A 19831-nucleotide genomic window follows, 5' to 3' on the forward strand; every position below is an offset into this window, starting at 1 on the left:
GGCCATCGGTGAGGCTCCTTCTCGACGAGTACTTGGCGGTACACATCGAGAATCTCGCCGGTGGCCCCCTTCAGTCAGAGAGCCGCGCCGTCACCCCAAACCCCACCACTCCACGGGACGCTGTCGGACGTCGGATGGGGTCCCTCACGGCAAACGCTCCCGCAGCGGAACGAATCGCTTCCGATTCGGACGCATCTCTCACCGGGGGCACCCACTGAGGCGGGAGGCGGGAGAATGGAGGCGGAAGCCAGAAGTCAGAGGGCGGACGTCGAACAATGTCCCTCGTGGGAAACGCTCCCGCAGTGGAACGGATCCCCTCCGATCCGGATGCATCTCCTACCCGGGGGTAGTCACCGGGGTGGACGGCAGAGGGCGGCAAGCCGATCTCGTGTCCCCGGCCACCGGCTCCGGTGTCACCCGGCGCACCCGCGTGGTCACCGTTGCGGCCGACCCGGGCCGCTCGGTCTCCCTAGGCTGGGCCCGGGCACCGGCCTCCTCGGCCGGCACCGAGAGAGGGACGACGATGGCCGACGCGGCGACGATGCGGGCGGTGCTGCTGACCCGGCACGGCGGGCCCGAGGTGCTCGAGGTCCGTGAGGTGCCGCGGCCGGAGCCCGGCCCCGGTCAGGTGCTCGTCCAGGTCGCGGCCGCGGCCCTCAACAACACCGACGTCTGGACCCGCGAGGGCGCCTACGGGCGTCCCGGGCCGCCGGCCGGATGGCTGGGGCCGATGAACCTGCCGCGGATCCAGGGCGGTGACGTCGCCGGCACCGTCGCCGCCGTGGGCCCGGGAGGTGACGACGCGCTCGTCGGCGCGCGGGTGCTCGTCGACCCCGCGGTCTACGACGGCGACGGCCCCGACGCCCACCCCGTCGACATCCTCGGCAGCGAGCGGGACGGCGGCTACGCCCAGTTCTGCGTCCTGCCGGCCGAGCGCGTGCACCGGGTGGACGGCTCACCGCTCACCGACGCCGAGCTCGCCTGCCTGCCCATCGCCTACGGCACCGCGCTCGGCATGGTCGAGCGCGGCGGCGTCCGGGCCGGGCACACCGTCCTCGTCACCGGGTCCTCCGGCGGCGTGGGGCTCGCCGCCGTCCAGCTGTGCGCGGCCCGCGGCGCCCGGGTCCTCGCGCTGAGCAGCACCGCGTCGCTGGACGCGGTGCGCGACGCCGGGGCCGACGTCGTCCTCGACCGCACCGCCGGGTCGCTCACCGAGCAGGTCCGCGAGGCCGCACCGGACGGCATCGACGTCGCGGTCGACGTCGTCGCCGGCGAGACCCTCGAGGCCGGCGTCGAGACGCTGCGCGACGGCGGGCGCTGGGTCGTCGCCGGTGCCCTCGGCGGCCCCGAGGTCACCCTCGACGTCCGCCGGCTCTACCTGCGCAACCGGGTGCTGCTCGGCTCGACCATGCACACCCCCGCGCACTTCGACCTGCTCGTCGGCATCGCCCGCCGCGGCGAGGTGCGGCCCGTCGTCGCGCGGACCTTCCCGCTCGCGGACGCCGCGCAGGCCCAGCAGGAGCTGGAGTCCCGGCGACACGTCGGCAAGCTCGTCCTCCTGCCCTGAGCGCCCCGCCCGCCGGGACCGTTCAGCGGGGGTCGAAGCGGGCCCGGCTGGCCAGGGCCTCGCTCAGCACGTGGTCGGCGTCGAGGACCGAGCGCAGGACGCCCGGCGAGAGGTCGTCGCGGGCGAGGATCGCGGCGGACGCCTCGAGGGTCGCGTCCTCGACGACGGTCAGCGGGAAGAGCGCCGTCGCGACCCGCGACACCGCGTCCTCGCCCATCCGGTCGTCCAGGCGGGCGAGGCAGTCGCCGACCCGCCCGACGTAGGGCCGGACGAGGTCGGGGTCCGGGCTCGCCCAGAAGCCGCGGGCGATCTCCAGCGCCTCGTAGTTCGACAGCGAGGCGTCGTCGCGGAGCCGGTCCCAGGTCGCGGTCTTGGCCTCCTCGGTCGGCCGCACCGCCCGCACGCCGTGCGCGGCGAGCCGGCCGGCCAGGGACCGGTCGGCGGCCTCGGCCTCGGCCAGCGCGGCGTCGTCGAGGGCGTCCAGCGCGGACAGCCGCCGCAGGACGAGCCAACGGAAGTCGTCGTCGCCGACGAGCGCGTCCGGCAGGCCGTCGCCGGCGGCCCAGCCCCGCAGGCGCGCGACGTCGGTGCTGGAACGGGCCGAGGTCCGGGCGGCGACAAGGGCGGTGCCGTCGGCCTCGGAGCCCGACGCCCCGGCCACCCGGGCCGCGAGCTCGTCGGCGGCCGCCGCCATCCGGGCCAGCGCGTCCGGCGCCTCGTCCGGCGGCAGGAAGACCGGCGCCACGGTGCCCGTCACGGCCAGGCCGACGCGCTGCAGCACCGTGGGCTGGTCCTCGCGGGCCCAGGCGGCGTCGACGACGTCGAGCAGCAGCCGCGGGTCGACGTCGCCACGGTGGACGCCGCCGAGCAGCGCGACCCACAGGACCTGCCGCGCCACGGGGTCGGGCAGGTCGGCCATGGTGTCCGGGAGGGCCGCGAGGGTCGCCTCGTCGAGGACGACCTCGGCCCAGGTGAGGTCGGCGGCGTTCGGGACGAGCAGCGCACTCACGTCCGCCTGCGCCAGGCCGGGCACGGCGACGGTGTCGTCGTCGGCCCCGAGGGTCACCGTCTCGCGTAGCGCGGGCGCCCCGTCGGCGGCGAAGGCCGCGACGTCGAGGGTGTGCGGACGGCGCGCCGGGTGGTCGGCCGGGACGGTGCGGGTGAGGGTGCCGGCGCGGTCGAGCGCCAGCCGGTCGGCGCCGGCGGTGCCGAGCCAGGCGACGGCCCAGTCGTCGAGGGGCCGGCCGGCGGCCCGGGCCATCGCGCCGAGGAACTCGCCGAGGTCGGCGTTGCCGAAGGCGTGCGACTCCAGGTGGTCGCGGACGCCCGCGACGAACGCGTCGTCGCCGATGTGGGCGATGAGCTGGCGCAGCACCGAGGCGCCCTTGGCGTAGGAGATGCCGTCGAAGTTCTGCAGCGCCGACAGCGCGTCCGGCGCGGGCGAGCCGGCGACGGGATGGGTGCTCGGCGAGCGCTCGGCGGCGTAGCCCCACTGCTTGCGGACCATCCCGAACTCGACCCACGCCTCGTCGAGGCCGAGGACCTCGACACACATCCGGTAGGCCATGTACTCGGCGAAGGACTCGTTGAGCCACAGGTCGTCCCACCAGCGCATCGTCACGAGGTCGCCGAACCACATGTGCGCCATCTCGTGCGCGACGGTGTTGTCGACGGCGAACACCTGGTCCGGCGTCGCCGCGCCGCGGAAGAGGTAGGGGTCGCGGATCGTCACGCAGCCGGGGTTCTCCATCGCGCCGGCGTTGAACTCCGGCACGAAGACCTGGTGGTACTCCCCGAACGGGTACCGGATGTCGAACAGCCGCTGGTAGCCGTCGAGGCAGCGGGTCGTGACGTCGAGCAGGCGGGGGGCGTTGGCGCGCAGCGCGTCCTGCAGCGAGCGGCGGGCGTGGATGCCGAGCGGGACGCCGTCGTGCTCGGCCGTGACCGACACCCACGGCCCGGCGCAGACGGTGACGAAGTACGTCGAGAGCGGTCTCGTCGTGGCCAGCTGCCAGCGGCCGGGCTCGACCTCGCGGGCGGCGCCGTTGCCGACGACGCTCCAGTGCCGGGGCACGGTGACGCGCACGGTGTAGGGCGTCTTGAGGTCGGGCTGGTCGAAGCAGGCGAAGACGCGGGGGGCGGCGTCGAGGAAGAGGTGGCCGTAGACGTAGTCCTCGTCGTCGGCCGGGTCGGTGGACCGGTGCAGGCCCTGGCCGTCGTGCCCGAAGGACATGTCGGCCTCGACGGTGAGGACGTTCTCGGCGGCGAGTCCGGTGAGCGGGAGCCGGCGGTCGGCCAGGTCGGCGGGGTCGAGCTCGGTGCCGTTGAGGACGACCCGGTGCAGCCGCACGGGCGCGAGGTCGAGGAAGGTGTCGGCGCCGGGCTCGTGGCAGGTGAAGCGCAGCACGGTGCGCGAGCCGAACTCCTCCGCCCCGCGGTCCAGGTCGAGGTCGACCTCCGCGGCGTCGACGCGGAGCAGGCGGGCACGGGCGACGGCCTCGTCGCGGGTCAGGGACGGCATGGACCCCAGCCAACCAGACCCACCGGGCGCGGGGGCCTAGGCTGGCGGCGATGGAGGTCCTCGTCGCACCCGGTCCCGAGCAGGCCGCCGAGCGTGCCGCCGCCGCCGTCCTCGACGGCCTGGCCCGCGCCGCCGGCCCCGCACCCGTCCTCGGCCTCGCCACCGGCTCCTCGCCGCTGGGGCTCTACCGCGCGCTCGGGCGGGCCGTCGCGCAGGGGCGTGCGGACTTCGCCGACACCCACGGCGTCGCCCTCGACGAGTACGTCGGGCTGCCCCCGGGTCACCCCGAGGGCTACCGGCAGGTGCTGCTGCGCGAGGTGTGCTCCGTCGTCGGCCTCGCCCCCGAGCGGCTCGCCGTCCCCGACGGCTCGGTCGCCGACCTCGACGCCCTGGAGCGGGCGGCCGCCGACTACGAGGCCCGGATCGCGGCGCTCGGAGGCGTCGACGTGCAGATCCTCGGCATCGGCGCCAACGGCCACCTCGGCTTCAACGAGCCCGGGTCGGCCCTCGCCTCGCGCACCCGGGTCAAGCGCCTCTCGGCCCGCACCCGCCGCGACAACGCCCGCTTCTTCCCCGGCGCCGACGACGTCCCGACGCACTGCCTCACCCAGGGCCTCGGGACGATCCTCGACGCCCGCCGCCTCGTCCTCGTCGCCACCGGCGACGGCAAGGCCGACGCCGTCGCCGCCGCCCTGGAGGGCCCGCTCACGGCGTCGGTGCCGGCCTCGGTGCTCCAGTGGCACCCCGACACCGTCGTCTGCCTCGACGAGGACGCCGCCGCGGGGCTGCGCAACCGGCAGTACTACGACGACTCCGCCGCCGGCCTCCCGGAGTCCTGACCCTCACCCCTCACTCCCGCCCTGTGGAGGGCGGGTCGCCCTCAGGAGGGGTCGATGCGGTGGCCGTAGGCCATCTGCTCCAGGCGGGCGATGCGCTCGGCCATCGGCGGGTGGGTGGCCATGAGCCGCGAGACGTCCTGGGCCCGGAACGGGTTGGCGATCATCATGTGGCTGGCGTTGACGAGCTGCCGCGACGGGGCGAGCGGGGCCCGGGCGGTCCCGGACTCCAGCTTGCGCAGGGCGCTCGCCAGGGCCAGGGGGTCGCCGGTGAGGCTCGCGCCGTCCTCGTCGGCGTCGTACTCGCGGGTCCGGGAGATCGCCATCTGGACGAACATCGCCGCGATCGGCGCGAGGATGGCCAGGGCCAGGCCGGCCAGCGGGTTGCCGCCGTCGCGGCGGTCGCCGCCCCCGAAGATCATGCCGAAGGACAGGAACTGACCGATGGTCGAGATGACACCGGCGATGGCCCCGGCGACGGAGGCGGTGAGGATGTCGCGGTTGTACACGTGCATGAGCTCGTGGCCGAGGACGCCGCGCAGCTCGCGCTCGTCGAGGAGGCCGAGGATGCCCTCGGTGCAGCAGACGGCGGCGTTCTCCGGGTTCCGGCCGGTCGCGAAGGCGTTGGGGGCCTGGGTCGGCGAGACGAACAGCCGCGGCATCGGCTTGCCGGCGCGGGTCGAGAGCTCGCGGACGATGCGGTACATCGCGGGGGCCTGGGCCTCGGTGACGGGGTAGGCGTGCATCGCCTTGATGGCGAGCTTGTCGGAGTTCCAGTAGCCGTAGGCGCTGGTCCCGACCGCGATGAGGGCGAAGAGCAGGATGAAGACGCTGCTGCCGGTCCGCACGGCGATGAAGTAGCCGATGCCGAGGAGGATCGCCCACAGCCCGCCGAACAGGGCCGCCGTCTTCAGCCCGTTGAAGTGGTTGTGCATGTCGGGTGAACGCTGCCGGGAGGCGATTCGGTTCCGCGCCTAGCCGAGCGAGCCGAGCAGCAGGTGCGGCAGCGCGCTCGTCAGGGCGAGCACCGCGGTCCCGAGGACGAGGACGACGGCGGTGGAGCGCGGGCGGGCCGGCCGTGCGCCGCCCTCGTCCGGGGCGGGCGCCAGCAGCACCGCGAACCACCGCAGGTAGACCGCGAGCCCGACGACGACGGCGAGCACCCCGACGAGCGCCACCGGCCAGAGCCCCGCGGCGACGGGCGGCGCCAGCGCGAGCACCTTGACGACGAGCCCGACGACACCCGGCGGCAGCCCGGCGAGGACGAGCAGCGCCAGGGCGAGCGCGCCGCCGGCCAGCGGGTCGCGGCGCACCAGCCCGCGGTGGTCCTCGAGGCTGCGCGCACCGGTGCGGGCGAGCGCGGCGAAGGCCACGGTGGTCGCGGTGGCGTAGACGAGGACGTAGGCCGCCGAGGCCCGCAGTCCCTCGGCGGTGGGGGCGGTGAGCGGCACGAGGACCCACCCGGCCTGCGCCACCGTCGACCAGGCGAGCAGCCGGGCCGGGTCCCGCTGGCGCAGCGCGACGACGGTGCCGAGCCCGAGCGAGGCCAGCGCCGGGGCGGCCAGGACGGCGGTGGGGGCGAGGCCGCCGATCTGCGCGCCGGCGAGGGCCGAGACCGGCACGAGCAGCGCGGCCGCGGCCGACAGCTTCGAGGCCGCCGCGAGGAAGAGCGCCGTGCCGAGGTCGGCGTGCGCGTAGGCCTGCGGGGTCCAGGCGTGGAAGGGCACGAGCGAGAGCTTGAACCCCAGCCCGGCGACGAGGACGACGAGCGCGAGGACGAGGACCGCGCGCCGCTGCGGGTCGGTCCAGGCCAGACCCGCGGTGTCGGACGCGAACGCGGCGTCGCCGGTCGCCGTGAGCCAGAGGGCCGCCCCGAGGACGAGCAGCGCGAACGACACGAGCGAGGTGACCAGCAGGCTCAGGGCGGCGTGCGCGGCCGGGCGGGTGCCGCGCAGCGCGACGAGGGCGACGGCGGGGACCGTGGCGAGCTCCAGCGCCACGAGCCAGCTCCCGAGGTCGCGGGCGGCGGCGACGGCGACGCCGCCGGTGGTCGCCGCGAGCAGCAGCGTCGCCGTGACCGCGCCGTCGCGCGGCCGGGGTCGACCGTCGTGCCGGACGGCGAGCGCGGCGGCGGCCGCGAGCAGGACGCCGGTCTGGAGGGCCGAGGTGCGCGGGTCGGCGGTCCACAGGCAGGCGCCGTCGGGGGCGGGCAGGCACAGCGTCCGCAGTGTCGCGCCGCCGGCCCGCAGGGGCCCGGTGGCGGCCGCGACCGCCCCGACGACGAGGACGGCCGCCGCCGCGGGCAGCGCCCACCGCCCGCCGCCCCGGCGCGGCAGCAGCGCGTCGCCGAGGAGGACGAGGACGACGCCGACGGCCGGCGCCAGCGCGGGGGCGAGGACGAGGGGGTCGACGGTGACGAGGGCGCTCATCGGGCCCCGACGATCCGGGCGACGGCGTCGCCGGTGGTCGTGAGGAGGACCATCGGCGCGACCCCGAGCGCGACGACGGCGACGGCGAGCACCCCGAGGACCCAGCGCTCCGGGCCGGTGGTGTCCGGGGTGCGGGCGGCCTCGGGGTCCGGGCGGTCCCCGGCCCAGACGATCCCCGCGACGCGCAGGGCGTAGGCCGCGGCGAGGGCGGCCCCGACCGCCGCCAGCACCGCGCAGGTGACGAACACGACCCGGGGCCGGTCGCCCGCCGGGACCCAGGCGGCGTAGAGCGCGAGCCACTCGCCCCAGAACCCGGCGAGACCGGGCAGGCCGAGGCTCGCGGCGAGCCCGAGGAGCAGGAGGAAGCCGAGCCGGGGCGAGGTCTCGCGCAGGGCCGGCCGTCGCACCGCGAGGTCGACCGAGCCCCACCGCTGCTTGAGCCCGCCGACAAGGACGAAGAGCAGCGCCGAGACCGCCCCGTGCGCGACGTTGCCGTAGAGCGCGGCCTGCAGCCCGGTCTCGGACCCGGTGGCCAGGGCGAGGACGACGAAGCCCATGTGCGCCACCGACGAGTAGGCGACGAGGCGCTTGAGGTCGCGCTCGACGAGGCAGACGAGCCCGCCCCAGAGGATGCCGACCGTGCCGGCGACGGCGAGCGCCGGCGCGAGGGTGGCGACGCCGTCCGGGGTGACGGACACGGGCAGCCGGACGAGCCCGTAGGTCCCCATCTTCAGCAGCACGGCGGCGAGGAGCACCGACCCGGCCGTCGGCGCCGTCGTGTGGGCCGGCGGCAGCCAGGTGTGCAGCGGGAACACCGGCACCTTGACGGCCAGGCCGACGACGAGCAGCAGCGCCACCGCGAAGCCGGCCCCGCCGAGGCCGGACCCCCGGGCCGCGGCGAGCGCGACGAGGTCGGAGGTCCCGGCGCGGGCCACGAGCAGGAGGATGCCGACGAGCATCACCGTGGAGCCGACGGCGGTGTAGAGGACGAAGCGCTGCGCGGCCCCGGTGCGGGCCCGCGGGTCGTGCCCGTCGCCGTACCGGGAGATGAGCAGCCACATCGGGACGAGGACGACCTCGAAGGCGACGAAGAAGAGGACGGCGTCGCGGGCGGTGAAGGTGGCGAGCGCGCCGGCCTCGACGAGAAGGAGGCAGCCGAGGAACGTCGCGGGCGAGCCGCCGGCCGGGACCTCGACCCAGGCGTGGCCGGCGACGAGCACCCCGACCGCCGCCGTGAGCAGCACGAGCGGGACCGAGACGCCGTCGACCCCGAAGGACCAGCGCACCCCGAGCTCGGGCAGCCAGGGCCGGTCGACCGCCGAGTCGGCGACGACGACGGCGACGGCCAGCACCAGCGTGCCGACGGCCGCGGCGAGCGCGGTCCGGCGGGCCGGGCGGACGTCGAGCCCACGGGCACCGGTGAGCAGCCACAGCCCGGCCGCGGCCGGCAGCGCGAGCAGCAGGCTCACGACCATGCGAGCACCCCCGCGAGGCCGAGCAGAACGACGGCGGCGAGAACGAGGCCGACGCCGGCGCTCGGCCGCTCGCCCCGGTGCAGGCGGTCGCCGGCCCACCCGGCGGCGCGGGTGCCGACGGCGGCGGCTCGCACGTAGCCGTCGACGACCTCGGTGTCGACGAAGGCGACGACCCGGGCCAGCCGCAGCACCGGCCGGGCGACGAGCCGCCGGTAGAGCAGGTCGGCCCCGAGGCCGCGGTCGGCGGCCGGGGTGAGGCGGCGGGCCAGGACCTCGGCGGGGTCGCGGTCCAGCCCGCCGCGCAGGGCGACGGCCACGCCGACGCCGATGACGAGGACCGACAGCAGCACCCAGAGCGGCGACATGGGCTCGACGGTGAAGGCGCCGGTGAGGACGACGAGCCCACCGAGGACGGTGAGCCCGGCGAGGGTCCACAGGACGGCCCGGACGGCGGCGGTGACGCCGGCCGCCGACGGCGCCCGGCGGACGTGCGCGGTGAGGACGAGGTAGCCGCGGACGCTGTAGGCGGCGGTGACCGCCGAGGTGACGACGAGCGCGACGAGGACGAGCACCCCCGGCCCGTCGGAGCCCACCGCCCCGTCCCAGGAGACCGCGAGGACGTTCTCCTTGGACAGCCCGCCGACGACGACGAGCGGCACCCCGGCGAGGGAGAGGAAGCCGACGAGGAAGGCGCTGCGCAGCACCGGGGCCGCCCCCGCGCTGCCGCGCAGGGCGGTGGCCGCGGTGTCACCCGCGGCCAGGGCGGCCCAGCCGATGGCGAGGAAGAGCAGTGACTTGAAGAGCGCGTGCGCGAACAGGTGCAGCAGGCCGGCGTCCGGCCCGGCCTCGGGTGGGGCGGCGGCGACCGCGGAGAGCACGACGGCGACCTGGCTCACCGTCGACCAGGCGAGCATCCGCTTGAGGTCGCTCTGGGCGAACGCGAGCAGCGCGGCGAACAGCATCGTCACCGACACCGCGACGCCGAGCACCCAGCGCGCCGTCGGGCTGTCGGCCAGGGCCGGGTAGAGCGAGCCGAGGACGACGGTGCCGGCGGCGACCATCGTCGCGGCGTGGATGAGCGCGCTGGCGGGCGTCGGGCCCTCCATGGCGTCGGCGAGCCAGTCCTGGAACGGCACCTGGGCGGACTTGCCGAGCACGCCGACGACGAGCAGGACGAGCAGCACGGCGCGCAGCCGGCCGTCCGGGGCGGAGCAGGCGGCGAAGGCCTCGCTCGGGTAGAGGCCCTGCCCGAGCGCGGCGTCGATGCAGTCGGTGGGCTGCACCCAGGCCGAGACGACGTCCGGGATCGAGGTGCTCGTCGCCCCCGCGGCGAGACCGACGAACGCGAGGACGACCCCGACGTCGGCGACCCGGGTGACGAGGAAGGCCTTGAGGGCGGCGCGGCGGGCGAACGGCCGCCGCGACCAGTGCCCGACGAGGAGGTAGGAGCACCAGCCCATGACCTCCCACCCGACGAGGGTGAGCACGAGGTCGGCGGAGAGGACGACGAGGAGCATCGCGGCGGTGAACAGGGACACGGTGGCCGCGAACTGCCCGTAGCGGTCGTCGGTCGCCAGGTACCACGTCGAGTACACCTGGACGGCGAGCGCGACGAGGACGACGACGGTGGCCAGGGCCGCCCGGGTGGGGTCCAGGACGAGGTCCAGCGGGACGGCGAGGGCCCCGGCCCGGAGCCCCGGGCCCTCGGTGAGGGTGCTGCCGTCGGCCTCGGCCCAGCCGACGACCGCGACGAGCAGCGTGAACCCGCCGGGCGCGACGGCGGCGAACCGCGCGACCCGGTCGTCGGCGCGCACGGCCAGGCCGACGAGAGCCGCGAGTGCCGGCACGCCGACGAGCACCCAGGGGGTCACGCGCCCGGCTCCGCGTCGCTGCGGGCGTCGAGGTCGATGCTCCCCCGCTGCCGGAAGACCGCGAGGACCACCGCGAGCGCGACGACGACCTCGGCCGCGGCGATGGTGACGACGAAGAGCGGCAGGACGCTGCCGGCCGCCCAGCGGTCCGCACCGGCGGCCTGGGTGGCCACGAGGAGGACGAGCGCCCCGGAGAGGACGAGCTCGACCCCGACGAGGACGAGGACGGCGTTGCGGCGCCCGGCGATGCCGGTGACGCCGAGACCGACGAGCAGCGACGCCAGGAGCACCGGGCCGAGGGTGTGGATCACGACGCCCCCCTCCGCCGGGAAGGGGCGCCGGCGTCCGGGCGGCGGGCGACCGCCAGTGCCCCGACGAGGGCGGCGAGCAGCAGGAGCGAGAGCAGCTCGAAGGGCCAGACCCAGGTGCCGAACAGCTGCCCGGCGACCTGCTGGGAGCCGACGTCGGCGCGCTGCACGGTGCCGTCGGCCAGCGGCACGAGGACGGTGGCGAGCAGCCCGGCGCTCGCCAGGCCGAGCAGCCCGGAGCCGAGGCGTCGCCAGGGGCCGACGGTGTGCGCGAGGTCGGGTCCGACCGGGGCCCGGGTGAGCATGAGCGCGAAGAGGACGAGGACGACGACGGCGCCGACGTAGACGAGGACGAGCACGAGCGCGACGAGCTCGGCCCCGAGGACGAGCAGCGCGCCGGCCACCCCGAGCAGGGCGACGACGAGCCAGAGCGCGGCGTGGACGACGTGGCGCGTGGTCACGGCGAGGAGACCGCCGACCACCGCGAGCACGCCGCTCGCCGCGAAGGCGGTGTCGAGCGCGGTCACGTCGGGTCCTCCCGCACGACCTTCGGACGGACGGTGCGGGGCGGACGGGCCGCCGCCGCGCCCCCGGGCGCCCGCGGGGTGCGCGCCGGCCGGTTCGCGGCGGCGACCTCGGCCGGCTCGGCGGCCTTGTCGTCGAGGGCGGGCGGCGGCGGCACGGTGGCCATCCACTCCCCCAGGCGCTCCTTCTCGTGCAGCAGGTCGCGGATGTCGGTCTCGGCGTACTCGAACTGCGGGCTCCAGAACAGCGCGTCGAAGGGGCAGACCTCGATGCAGATGCCGCAGTACATGCACAGGGAGAAGTCGATGGCGAAGCGGTCCAGGACGTTGCGCTGCCGCTCGCGGCCGCCGGGCGTGGGGGCCGGGACGGTCTCCTTGTGCGAGTCGATGTGGATGCACCAGTCCGGGCACTCGCGGGCGCAGAGCATGCACGAGGTGCAGTTCTCCTCCAGCAGCGCGATGACGCCGCGGCTGCGCGGCGGGAGGCTCGGCGCGACGTCCGGGTACTCCGCGGTGTGCGCCGGCCGCATGGCGGTGCGGGCCGTCGTGGCCAAGCCCTTGAGGACGCCGGGCAGCCCGCCCGAGCCGCGGGTGTCCTTCGGCTGCTCGTGGCGGCCGCGGTGCTTCTCGCTCACCAGCCCAGCACCACCCCGGTGCCGGTGAGCACGAGCTGCGCCAGCGCCAGCGGCACGAGCCACAGCCAGGCCAGGCGCTGCAGCTGGTCCTCGCGCAGCCGCGGCCACGCCACCCGCACCCAGACGACGACGAGCGCGACGGCGAGCCCCTTGAGCAGCGTCCACAGCCAGCCGAGCGCGTCCGGGACGGGGCCGTGCCAGCCGCCGAGCCACAGCACCGCGAAGAGGAGGGAGACGACGACGATGCCGGCGTACTCGGCGAGGAGGAAGAAGGCGAAGCGCAGGCCGGTGTACTCGGTCCAGGCGCCCATGACGAGCTCGGCGTCGGCCACCGGCATGTCGAAGGGCGGGCGCTGCAGCTCCGCGGCGCCGGCGACGAGGAAGACGACCGCCCCCGGCAGCTGCCAGAGCAGCCACCACGGGCTCCAGGCGTCCGCGAGCGCGACGAGCGAGAGCGAGCCGCCGGCCAGGGCGACCGACGCGACGGCGAGGACGAGCGGCAGCTCGTAGGAGACGAGCTGGGCGGCGGCCCGCAGCCCGCCGATGAGGGAGTACTTGTTCGCGCTGGACCAGCCGGCCATGAGGGTGCCGAGCGCGCCGACCGACGTCGCGGCGAGGACGAGGAGCACCGAGCCCGGCACGTCCACCGCGGCGAGGCCCGGGTGGACCGGGACGAGGGCGAGCGCCAGCAGGTAGGGCACGAGGGCGACCGCGGGGGCCAGCCGGAAGACCCAGCGGTCGGCGGCGGCCGGGGTCACGTCCTCCTTCTGGAGGAACTTCACGCCGTCGGCGACGAGCTGGGCCCAGCCGTGGAAGCCGCCGGCGTACATCGGGCCCAGGCGGCCCTGCATGTGGGCCATGACCTTGTGCTCGGCCTGGCCGACGAGCAGCGGCAGGACGAGGAAGGCGGCGAGGGCGGCGACCGCGCGCAGGGCGGCCTCGAGCAGCGTCACCGCGGACCCCACTCCGGCGGCGGGACGCCGGGTGCCTGGACGCGGCGGCGGCTCGGCGAGCGGGAGGACTCGTGGCCCTCCCCCGGCTCCTTGCCGCCCGGCCAGGGCCGGCTCGCGCGGGCGGCGAGCTGGAAGGACTTGCGCAGCGGCGTCCCCTCGAAGCCGTCGGGCAGCAGGAGCGGGCGCAGGCCGAGGCCGGTGCCGTCGTCGAAGCCCTCGACGTCGATGCCGAACATCTCGTGGGTCTCGCGCTCGTGCCAGGCGGCGCCGGGGAAGACGCCGGTGACGGACGGGAGGGCCTCACCGTCGGCGAGGCGGGTCGTGAGGAGGAGGCCGCGCAGCGCACCGGGCGACCGGACGTCGTAGAGGTGGCAGACGACGTCGTAACCGGGGGCGGCCTCGTCGTAGGTGCGGTCGACGGCGCTCAGCCAGTCGAGGAAGGCGAAGCCCTCGTCACGGGCCGCGGCGACGGCCCCGCGCCACGCCGCGCGCTCCACCGTCCTCGCCTCGTCGACCACGCCCGGCACTCTAGCGAGCCCCCGCGCCCCCACTTTCTCGCCTGATCCCGCGACCCTCGGGTTCGCCCACCCTCCGTTCCCCGGCGAACCCGAAGCTTCCGGCGCGCAGGTCCTCCCCCTGACGCCCGGAGGACGGCCCGTCCAGCGCGAGCGGGCGCTAGGGTCTGGCCCGACAGCAGCAGCAGCCCCGACCGTCCGAGGAGCCCCGCCGTGCAGGAGCCCTCGAGCGACCACCCGCGCGTCACCTACGACTCCTGCGACGGGATCGGCGGCCCCTTCTACCACGGGACGGCAGCGCTCCTGGAGCCCGGAGCCGAGCTGGTCCCCGGGCACCGGTCGAACGTCGAGACGACCCGGGTGATGAACCACGTCTACTTCACCTCGCTCGTCGCGACGGCCGCGTGGGGCGCCCAGCTGGCCGCCGCGCTGCGCGGCCGCGAGGACCGGGGCCACGTCTACGTCGTCGAGCCGACGGGCCCCTTCGAGGACGACCCCAACGTCACGGACAAGCGCTTCCCCGGCAACCCCACGCGCTCCTTCCGGGCCCGCACCCCGCTGCGGGTGGTCTCCGAGCTGCGCGACTGGGAGGCGCACTCCCCCGAGGCGCTCGCGACGATGCTCGACAGCCTGTCCCGGCTGCGGGAGCAGGGGCTCGCCGTCATCGAGGACTAGGCGCGTCCCCGGGCCGCGGCCCCAGACTCTCGCCCGATCCCGGAACCGTCGGGTCCGCCCACCCTCCGTGCCTCAGTCCTGCGGAGTCGGGTCCACCGGCCGGTGCAGGACGGACTGAGCCGCGACGACGACGACGCCGAGCAGCCCGACGACCCAGGCCCACGCGGCGTGACCGCTGACGGCGAGGCTGGCCGCCACGGCGACGACGAGCACGGCGGCCACCGCCGAGCGCGGGCCGGCCGCGAGCCGCCGCGCGCCCTTCGGCGCCATGAACCTCCCCCACAGGAGCAGGACGAGCCCGACGGCGACCGCTCCGGCGACCCAGCCGGCGACGCCCCCGCCGACGAGGTCGTGGACGACGACCCCCACCCCGCCGAAGAGGGCGAGCTCGGTGACGAAGGCGGCGACCGCCAGCAGCAGGAGCGCGGGCGTCGAGATGGCCGCGGCGTCGTGGGCGGGGCCGCGCGGCGGTCCGTCGGCGCTCACGGCCGGGCGACCAGCCCGCGGGTGACGTCGGCGGCGGTGGCCGCCCGGTGCCCGGCGAAGCGCCCGGCCCGGCGGGCGGCGATGGCGGGACCGCTCAGCCGCTCGTCGGCGATCTTCTCCTGCAGCCGGATGATGCCCTGGAGCAGCGCCTCGGGCCGCGGCGGGCAGCCGGGCACGTAGACGTCGACGGGGACGATCTGGTCGACGCCCTTGGTCACCGAGTAGCTGTCCCAGTAGGGCCCGCCGCTGTTGGAGCAGGCCCCGAAGGAGATGACGTACTTCGGCTCGGGCATCTGGTCGTAGAGGCGCCGGATGGCCGGCGCCATCTTGTCGGTCACCGTGCCGGACACGACCATGAGGTCGGCCTGGCGCGGCCCGGGCGCGAACGGGATGACCCCGAGGCGGATGAAGTCGTGCCGGCCCATCGACGTCGCGATGAACTCGATGGCGCAGCACGCGAGCCCGAAGTTGAAGACCCACAGCGAGTAGCGCCGCCCCCAGTTCAGCACCACGCGCACCGGCTTGGGAGCGTACCGGGAGACCGGGCCGACCTTCGGCGTGGGCAGGTCGACGCTCACGGCAGGTCCCAGCGCAGGAGGCCGCGGCGGGCGGCGTGGACCAGGCCGAGGAGGACGACCCCGACGAAGACGAGCACCTCGACGAGCGAGGCCACCCCGAGGTCGGCGTCGCGCAGGACCAGCGCCCACGGGAAGAGGTAGACGGCGTCGACGGCGAAGACGACGTAGAGGAAGGCGAAGGAGAGGTAGCGCACCTGCGACTGGGCCCAGCCGGCGCCCACGGGGTCCACCCCCGACTCGTACGTCGTGCGCCCGGCCGGCGTCGCGGCCCGGGGCGCGACGAGCCGGCGCGCGAGCATCGCCGCCGTCACGAGCAGCACGCCCGCGAGGACGACGGCCGCGACCGCGAGGTAGCCCTCCACGGCGCCCACCCTAGCGAGCGGGCTTCGACGTCCGTGCCGCAGCGCGGGACGCGGGTGAGCCGGCCCGCGGCCCGGACGTAGCATGGAAGGCGGTGCGCCTGCCCCGCGGGGAGGGCACCGACCCACGACTTCCAAGCTCCCAGGACCACCGTGACCAGCAAGACCGCCCAGACCCTCGACCGCGTCGTCATCCGGTTCGCCGGTGACTCCGGGGACGGCATGCAGCTGACGGGCGACCGCTTCACCTCCGAGACCGCGGCGGTCGGCAACGACCTGTCGACGCTGCCGAACTTCCCGGCCGAGATCCGCGCCCCCCAGGGCACGCTGCCCGGCGTCTCGAGCTTCCAGCTGCACTTCGCCGACCACGACGTCCTCACCCCCGGCGACGCCCCCGACGTCCTCGTCGCGATGAACCCGGCGGCGCTCAAGGCCAACCTCGGCGACCTGCCCCGCGGCGCCGTGCTCATCGTCGACACCGACGAGTTCACCAAGCGCAACCTCGCGAAGGTCGGCTACGCCGCGAGCCCGCTGGACGACGGCAGCCTCGACTCCTGGCACCTGCACCCGGTGGCGCTCACCTCGATCACCGTCGAGGCGCTCGCGGAGTACGGCGGGCTGTCGCGCAAGGAGAAGGAGCGGGCGAAGAACATGTTCGCCCTCGGCCTGCTCTCCTGGATGTACACCCGCCCCACCGACGGCACGAAGAGCTTCCTCACGAAGAAGTTCGGCGCCAACCCCGAGCTCCTCGCCGCCAACCTCACCGCCCTCGAGGCCGGCTGGAGCTACGGCGAGACCACCGAGGACTTCGCCTCGACCTACGTCGTCGGGCCCGCCCCGATGCCGCCGGGCACCTACCGCAACGTCACCGGCAACACCGCGCTCGCCCTCGGGCTCGTCGCCGCCGCGCACCGCGCCGGGCGGCCGCTGGTCCTCGGCTCCTACCCGATCACGCCCGCCTCCGACATCCTCCACGCGCTCTCCGGCATGAAGCGGCACGGCGTCACCACCGTGCAGGCCGAGGACGAGATCGCCGGGGTCGGGATCGCCCTCGGGGCGTCCTACGGCGGCGCGGTCGGCGTCACGACCACCTCGGGGCCGGGCATCGCGCTGAAGTCGGAGACCATCGGCCTGGCCGTCTCCCTCGAGCTGCCGCTCGTCGTCGTCGACATCCAGCGCGGCGGACCCTCCACCGGGCTGCCGACCAAGACCGAGCAGGCCGACCTGCTCCAGGTGATGTTCGGCCGCAACGGCGAGTCGCCCGTCCCCGTCGTCGCCGCACAGACCCCGGCCGACTGCTTCGCCGCCGCCCTCGACGCCGTGCGGATGGCGACGACGTACCGCACGCCGGTCGTCCTGCTGTCCGACGGCTACCTCGCCAACGGCTCCGAGCCGTGGTCGGTCCCGGACGTCGCCGACCTGCCGGCGCTCGACGTCGGTCTCGCCACCGAGCCCAACGCCACCGACGACGCCGGCGAGCCGGTCTTCCGCCCCTACCTGCGCGACCCCGAGACCCTGGCCCGGCCGTGGGCGGTCCCCGGCACGCCCGGCCTGGAGCACCGGATCGGCGGCATCGAGAAGGCCGACGTCACCGGCGACATCAGCTACGACCCGGACAACCACGACCGCATGGTCCGGCTGCGGCAGGCCAAGGTCGACGGCATCACCGTCCCCGACCTCGAGGTCGACGACCCCACCGGCGACGCCCGGGTCCTCGTCCTCGGCTGGGGCTCGACCTACGGGCCGGTCGCCGCGGCCACCCGCACCGTCCGCAACGCCGGGAGCGCCATCGCCCGCGCGCACCTGCGTCACCTCAACCCCTTCCCGGGCAACCTCGGCGACGTGCTGCGCCGCTACGACCGCGTCGTCGTCCCCGAGATGAACACCGGACAGCTCGCGCTCCTCCTGCGCGCCAAGTACCTCGTCGACGTCCGCTCCCACACCTCCGTGCGCGGCCTGCCGTTCACGACGGTCGAGCTCGCCGACGTCCTCTCCACGACCCTCGAGGAGATCCGATGACCACCGTCGACCTCGGCCTGCCCACGACCGGCCTCCAGCACGTCCCCCACCTGCCGGACGACGCGCCCGCGCAGACAAAGCGCGACTTCACCTCCGACCAGGAGGTGCGCTGGTGCCCCGGCTGCGGCGACTACGTCATCCTCGCCGCCGTCCAGTCCTTCCTGCCCTCGCTCGGGCTGCGCCGGGAGAACATCGTCTTCGTCTCCGGCATCGGCTGCTCCTCGCGCTTCCCGTACTACCTCGACACCTACGGGATGCACTCCATCCACGGACGGGCGCCCGCCATCGCCACCGGCCTCGCGACCTCCCGGCCCGACCTGTCGGTGTGGGTCGTCACCGGGGACGGCGACGCGCTGTCCATCGGCGGCAACCACCTCGTCCACGCGCTGCGCCGCAACGTCAACATGACGATCCTGCTGTTCAACAACCAGATCTACGGACTCACCAAGGGCCAGTACTCCCCCACCTCGCGGCCGGGCACGGTGACGAAGTCGAGCCCGCTGGGGTCGGTCGACGCCCCGTTCAACCCCGCCTCGCTGGCCCTCGGGGCCGAGGCGACGTTCGTCGCGCGGGCCATGGAGTCCGACCGCGCCGAGCTCACCACCGTGCTCAAGGCCGCCGCCCAGCACCGCGGCACGGCACTGGTCGAGATCTACCAGAACTGCCCGATCTTCAACGACGGCGCGTTCGAGGTGCTCAAGGACCGCACCCAGCAGGCGGCCCGCATCGTCCGGCTGCGCTCCGGGGAGCCCGTCACGGTCGGGCCCGAGGACGACCGCCGCGTGCTCGTCCGGGTCGCGGGCGGTGCCTCGGAGTTCGTCCCGGAGGCCGAGGTCGGCGCGCGCGAGGTCGTCGTCCACGACGCCGCCGCCGACGACCCGTCCGGGGCCTTCGCCCTGTCGCGGCTGGACTCCCCGGAGATGACGCACGTGCCGATGGGGATCTTCCGGCAGGTCTCGCGGCCGACGTACGACGACCTCGTCCGGGCCCAGGTCGACGCCGCGGTCGAGACCGCGGGCGGGCCCGCCACGGACGACGACCTCGCCGCGCTCCTGCGAGGACGCGACACCTGGACCGTGGGGTGACCGAGGGCGGCTCGACGCCCCCCGCCCCCGGCGCGGCCCCCGACGACGGGTCCGACGCGGCCGCGGAGGTCCGCCGCGGCACCGGCTACGGGTTCCTCGCCTACGGCATCTGGGGGCTGTTCCCGCTCTACTTCGCGGCCCTCGCGCCGGCCGGGGCCTTCGAGATCCTCGCCCACCGGATCCTGTGGACGCTCGCGGTCTGCTCCCTCGTCCTCCTCGTCCGCCGCGACCTGCGGTGGGTGCGCGACCTCCTCGCCCGGCCGCGACTGGCGGCGGGCATCACGGTGGCCGGCCTGCTCATCGCCGCCAACTGGACGATCTACGTCCTCGCGGTCCTCACCGACCGGACCTACGAGGCCGCGCTCGGCTACTTCTTGAACCCCATCGTCACCGTCGCCCTCGGTGTCCTCGTCCTGCGCGAGCGGCTGCGGCCGCTGCAGTGGGTCGCCGTCGGCATCGGCGCCCTCGCGTCGGTGTGGCTCGCCGTCGCCGGGGGCGTCGTGCCGTGGATCCCCCTCGCGCTGGCGTTCTCCTTCGGCCTGTACGGGCTGACGAAGAAGCGGGTCGGGGCCTCGCTCACCGCCATGCGCTCGCTCGCCGCCGAGACCGCCGCCCTCTCGCCCGTCGCGGTCGTCGTCCTCCTCGTGCTCGCGGCGCAGGGGGCGACGACCTTCACGACGGGCGGCCCGGTGCACGCCGCGCTGCTCGTGCTCGCGGGCGTCGTCACGGCCGTTCCGCTGCTGCTCTTCGCCGCCGCCGCCCGGCGCATCCCGCTCGTCACCGTCGGGCTCATCCAGTTCGTCACGCCGGTGCTCCAGCTCGTCGTCGGCGTCACCCTGCTCGGTGAGCACGTCTCGGGCCGGCTGTGGATCGGCTTCGGCATCGTCTGGGTCGCGCTGCTCGTCCTGTCCTACGACTCGGTGACCGCCGCCCGCCGCCACCGCCGCGCCCGCCGGACCGTCGCCCCGGAGGTCCCGGAGCCGACGCGCTGACCC

The 19831-nt window shown here is 75.6% G+C and carries 19 protein-coding genes; 6 read left to right on the top strand and 13 right to left on the bottom strand.

Annotated features, from left to right (window positions below):
• The first annotated feature begins 388 nt into the window (after positions 1 to 388).
• Positions 389 to 1567, top strand: a complete 1179-nt coding sequence (locus tag EPD83_RS08340; RefSeq protein WP_235950415.1) for a zinc-binding dehydrogenase — start codon at positions 389 to 391, stop codon at positions 1565 to 1567.
• A 22-nt stretch (positions 1568 to 1589) separates the two neighbouring features.
• Here EPD83_RS08340 and pepN read toward each other — a convergent pair whose 3' ends face one another.
• A complete protein-coding gene (gene pepN / locus EPD83_RS08345) occupies positions 1590 to 4088 on the bottom strand; it encodes an aminopeptidase N (protein WP_165566458.1) in 2499 nt (832 codons plus the stop codon).
• A 50-nt stretch (positions 4089 to 4138) separates the two neighbouring features.
• Between pepN and EPD83_RS08350 the strand changes: the two genes are divergently transcribed.
• The gene (locus EPD83_RS08350; protein WP_128367075.1) at positions 4139 to 4927 is read left to right on the top strand and encodes a glucosamine-6-phosphate deaminase; all 789 of its coding nucleotides are present in this window, start codon (positions 4139 to 4141) and stop codon (positions 4925 to 4927) included.
• A 41-nt stretch (positions 4928 to 4968) separates the two neighbouring features.
• On the opposite strand, the gene htpX is transcribed toward EPD83_RS08350, so the two are convergent.
• From htpX to EPD83_RS08395, 9 genes are read right to left on the bottom strand one after another with little or no spacing between them, the layout of a single operon-like run.
• Positions 4969 to 5859: a zinc metalloprotease HtpX gene (gene htpX / locus EPD83_RS08355; RefSeq protein WP_128367076.1), complete on the bottom strand. Its 891-nt coding sequence runs from the start codon at positions 5857 to 5859 to the stop codon at positions 4969 to 4971.
• Positions 5860 to 5898: 39 nt separating this feature from the next.
• Positions 5899 to 7353, bottom strand: coding sequence for a proton-conducting transporter transmembrane domain-containing protein (locus tag EPD83_RS08360; protein ID WP_128367077.1), 1455 nt, complete (start codon positions 7351 to 7353; stop codon positions 5899 to 5901).
• The gene (locus EPD83_RS08365; protein WP_128368386.1) at positions 7350 to 8828 is read right to left on the bottom strand and encodes a complex I subunit 4 family protein; all 1479 of its coding nucleotides are present in this window, start codon (positions 8826 to 8828) and stop codon (positions 7350 to 7352) included. Before EPD83_RS08365 ends, EPD83_RS08360 begins: the two co-directional genes overlap by 4 nt.
• Positions 8819 to 10699, bottom strand: a complete 1881-nt coding sequence (locus EPD83_RS08370) for an NADH-quinone oxidoreductase subunit 5 family protein (protein ID WP_165566459.1) — start codon at positions 10697 to 10699, stop codon at positions 8819 to 8821. The genes EPD83_RS08365 and EPD83_RS08370 overlap by 10 nt, the downstream gene beginning before the upstream one ends.
• Entirely contained in the window at positions 10696 to 11010 is a 315-nt protein-coding gene (nuoK, locus tag EPD83_RS08375) for an NADH-quinone oxidoreductase subunit NuoK (protein ID WP_128367838.1), read from the bottom strand. Before nuoK ends, EPD83_RS08370 begins: the two co-directional genes overlap by 4 nt.
• Positions 11007 to 11534, bottom strand: a complete 528-nt coding sequence (locus tag EPD83_RS08380; protein WP_165566460.1) for an NADH-quinone oxidoreductase subunit J family protein — start codon at positions 11532 to 11534, stop codon at positions 11007 to 11009. Before EPD83_RS08380 ends, nuoK begins: the two co-directional genes overlap by 4 nt.
• A complete protein-coding gene (locus tag EPD83_RS08385) occupies positions 11531 to 12166 on the bottom strand; it encodes a NuoI/complex I 23 kDa subunit family protein (protein WP_235950416.1) in 636 nt (211 codons plus the stop codon). Before EPD83_RS08385 ends, EPD83_RS08380 begins: the two co-directional genes overlap by 4 nt.
• A complete protein-coding gene (locus EPD83_RS08390; protein WP_205859469.1) occupies positions 12163 to 13119 on the bottom strand; it encodes a complex I subunit 1/NuoH family protein in 957 nt (318 codons plus the stop codon). Before EPD83_RS08390 ends, EPD83_RS08385 begins: the two co-directional genes overlap by 4 nt.
• On the bottom strand, positions 13116 to 13637 hold the full coding sequence (locus EPD83_RS08395) for an NADH-quinone oxidoreductase subunit C (protein WP_128368517.1): 522 nt from the start codon (positions 13635 to 13637) through the stop codon (positions 13116 to 13118). Before EPD83_RS08395 ends, EPD83_RS08390 begins: the two co-directional genes overlap by 4 nt.
• A 210-nt stretch (positions 13638 to 13847) precedes the next feature.
• On the opposite strand from EPD83_RS08395, the gene arr reads away from it, so the two are divergent.
• Positions 13848 to 14309 (top strand): NAD(+)--rifampin ADP-ribosyltransferase, encoded by a 462-nt coding sequence (gene arr / locus EPD83_RS08400; protein ID WP_128368518.1) that lies wholly within the window; start codon positions 13848 to 13850, stop codon positions 14307 to 14309.
• A gap of 72 nt (positions 14310 to 14381) precedes the next feature.
• Here the strand turns inward: arr and EPD83_RS08405 are convergent, their stop codons facing one another.
• Genes EPD83_RS08405 through ndhC form a run of 3 tightly spaced genes read right to left on the bottom strand, consistent with a single transcriptional unit; the run spans position 14382 to position 15735 of the window.
• Entirely contained in the window at positions 14382 to 14795 is a 414-nt protein-coding gene (locus EPD83_RS08405; RefSeq protein ID WP_165566462.1) for a DUF2568 domain-containing protein, read from the bottom strand.
• The gene (locus EPD83_RS08410) at positions 14792 to 15373 is read right to left on the bottom strand and encodes an NADH-quinone oxidoreductase subunit B (protein WP_128365605.1); all 582 of its coding nucleotides are present in this window, start codon (positions 15371 to 15373) and stop codon (positions 14792 to 14794) included. The genes EPD83_RS08405 and EPD83_RS08410 overlap by 4 nt, the downstream gene beginning before the upstream one ends.
• Positions 15370 to 15735: an NADH-quinone oxidoreductase subunit A gene (gene ndhC / locus EPD83_RS08415; RefSeq protein WP_128365604.1), complete on the bottom strand. Its 366-nt coding sequence runs from the start codon at positions 15733 to 15735 to the stop codon at positions 15370 to 15372. Before ndhC ends, EPD83_RS08410 begins: the two co-directional genes overlap by 4 nt.
• A gap of 150 nt (positions 15736 to 15885) precedes the next feature.
• On the opposite strand from ndhC, the gene EPD83_RS08420 reads away from it, so the two are divergent.
• From EPD83_RS08420 to rarD, 3 genes are read left to right on the top strand one after another with little or no spacing between them, the layout of a single operon-like run.
• Positions 15886 to 17751 carry a 2-oxoacid:acceptor oxidoreductase subunit alpha gene (locus EPD83_RS08420; protein WP_128365603.1) on the top strand — a complete coding sequence of 622 codons (1866 nt, stop codon included), beginning with the start codon at positions 15886 to 15888 and terminating at the stop codon, positions 17749 to 17751.
• On the top strand, positions 17748 to 18836 hold the full coding sequence (locus tag EPD83_RS20640) for a 2-oxoacid:ferredoxin oxidoreductase subunit beta (protein ID WP_128365602.1): 1089 nt from the start codon (positions 17748 to 17750) through the stop codon (positions 18834 to 18836). The genes EPD83_RS08420 and EPD83_RS20640 overlap by 4 nt, the downstream gene beginning before the upstream one ends.
• Complete coding sequence (gene rarD, locus EPD83_RS08425) at positions 18833 to 19828, top strand: EamA family transporter RarD (protein WP_235950417.1); 996 nt, start codon at positions 18833 to 18835, stop codon at positions 19826 to 19828. Before EPD83_RS20640 ends, rarD begins: the two co-directional genes overlap by 4 nt.
• Positions 19829 to 19831 lie beyond the last annotated feature (3 nt).

The sequence above is a fragment of the Phycicoccus flavus genome (assembly GCF_004025965.2).
In the GTDB taxonomy this organism is placed as follows: Bacteria; Actinomycetota; Actinomycetes; order Actinomycetales; family Dermatophilaceae; genus Phycicoccus; species Phycicoccus flavus.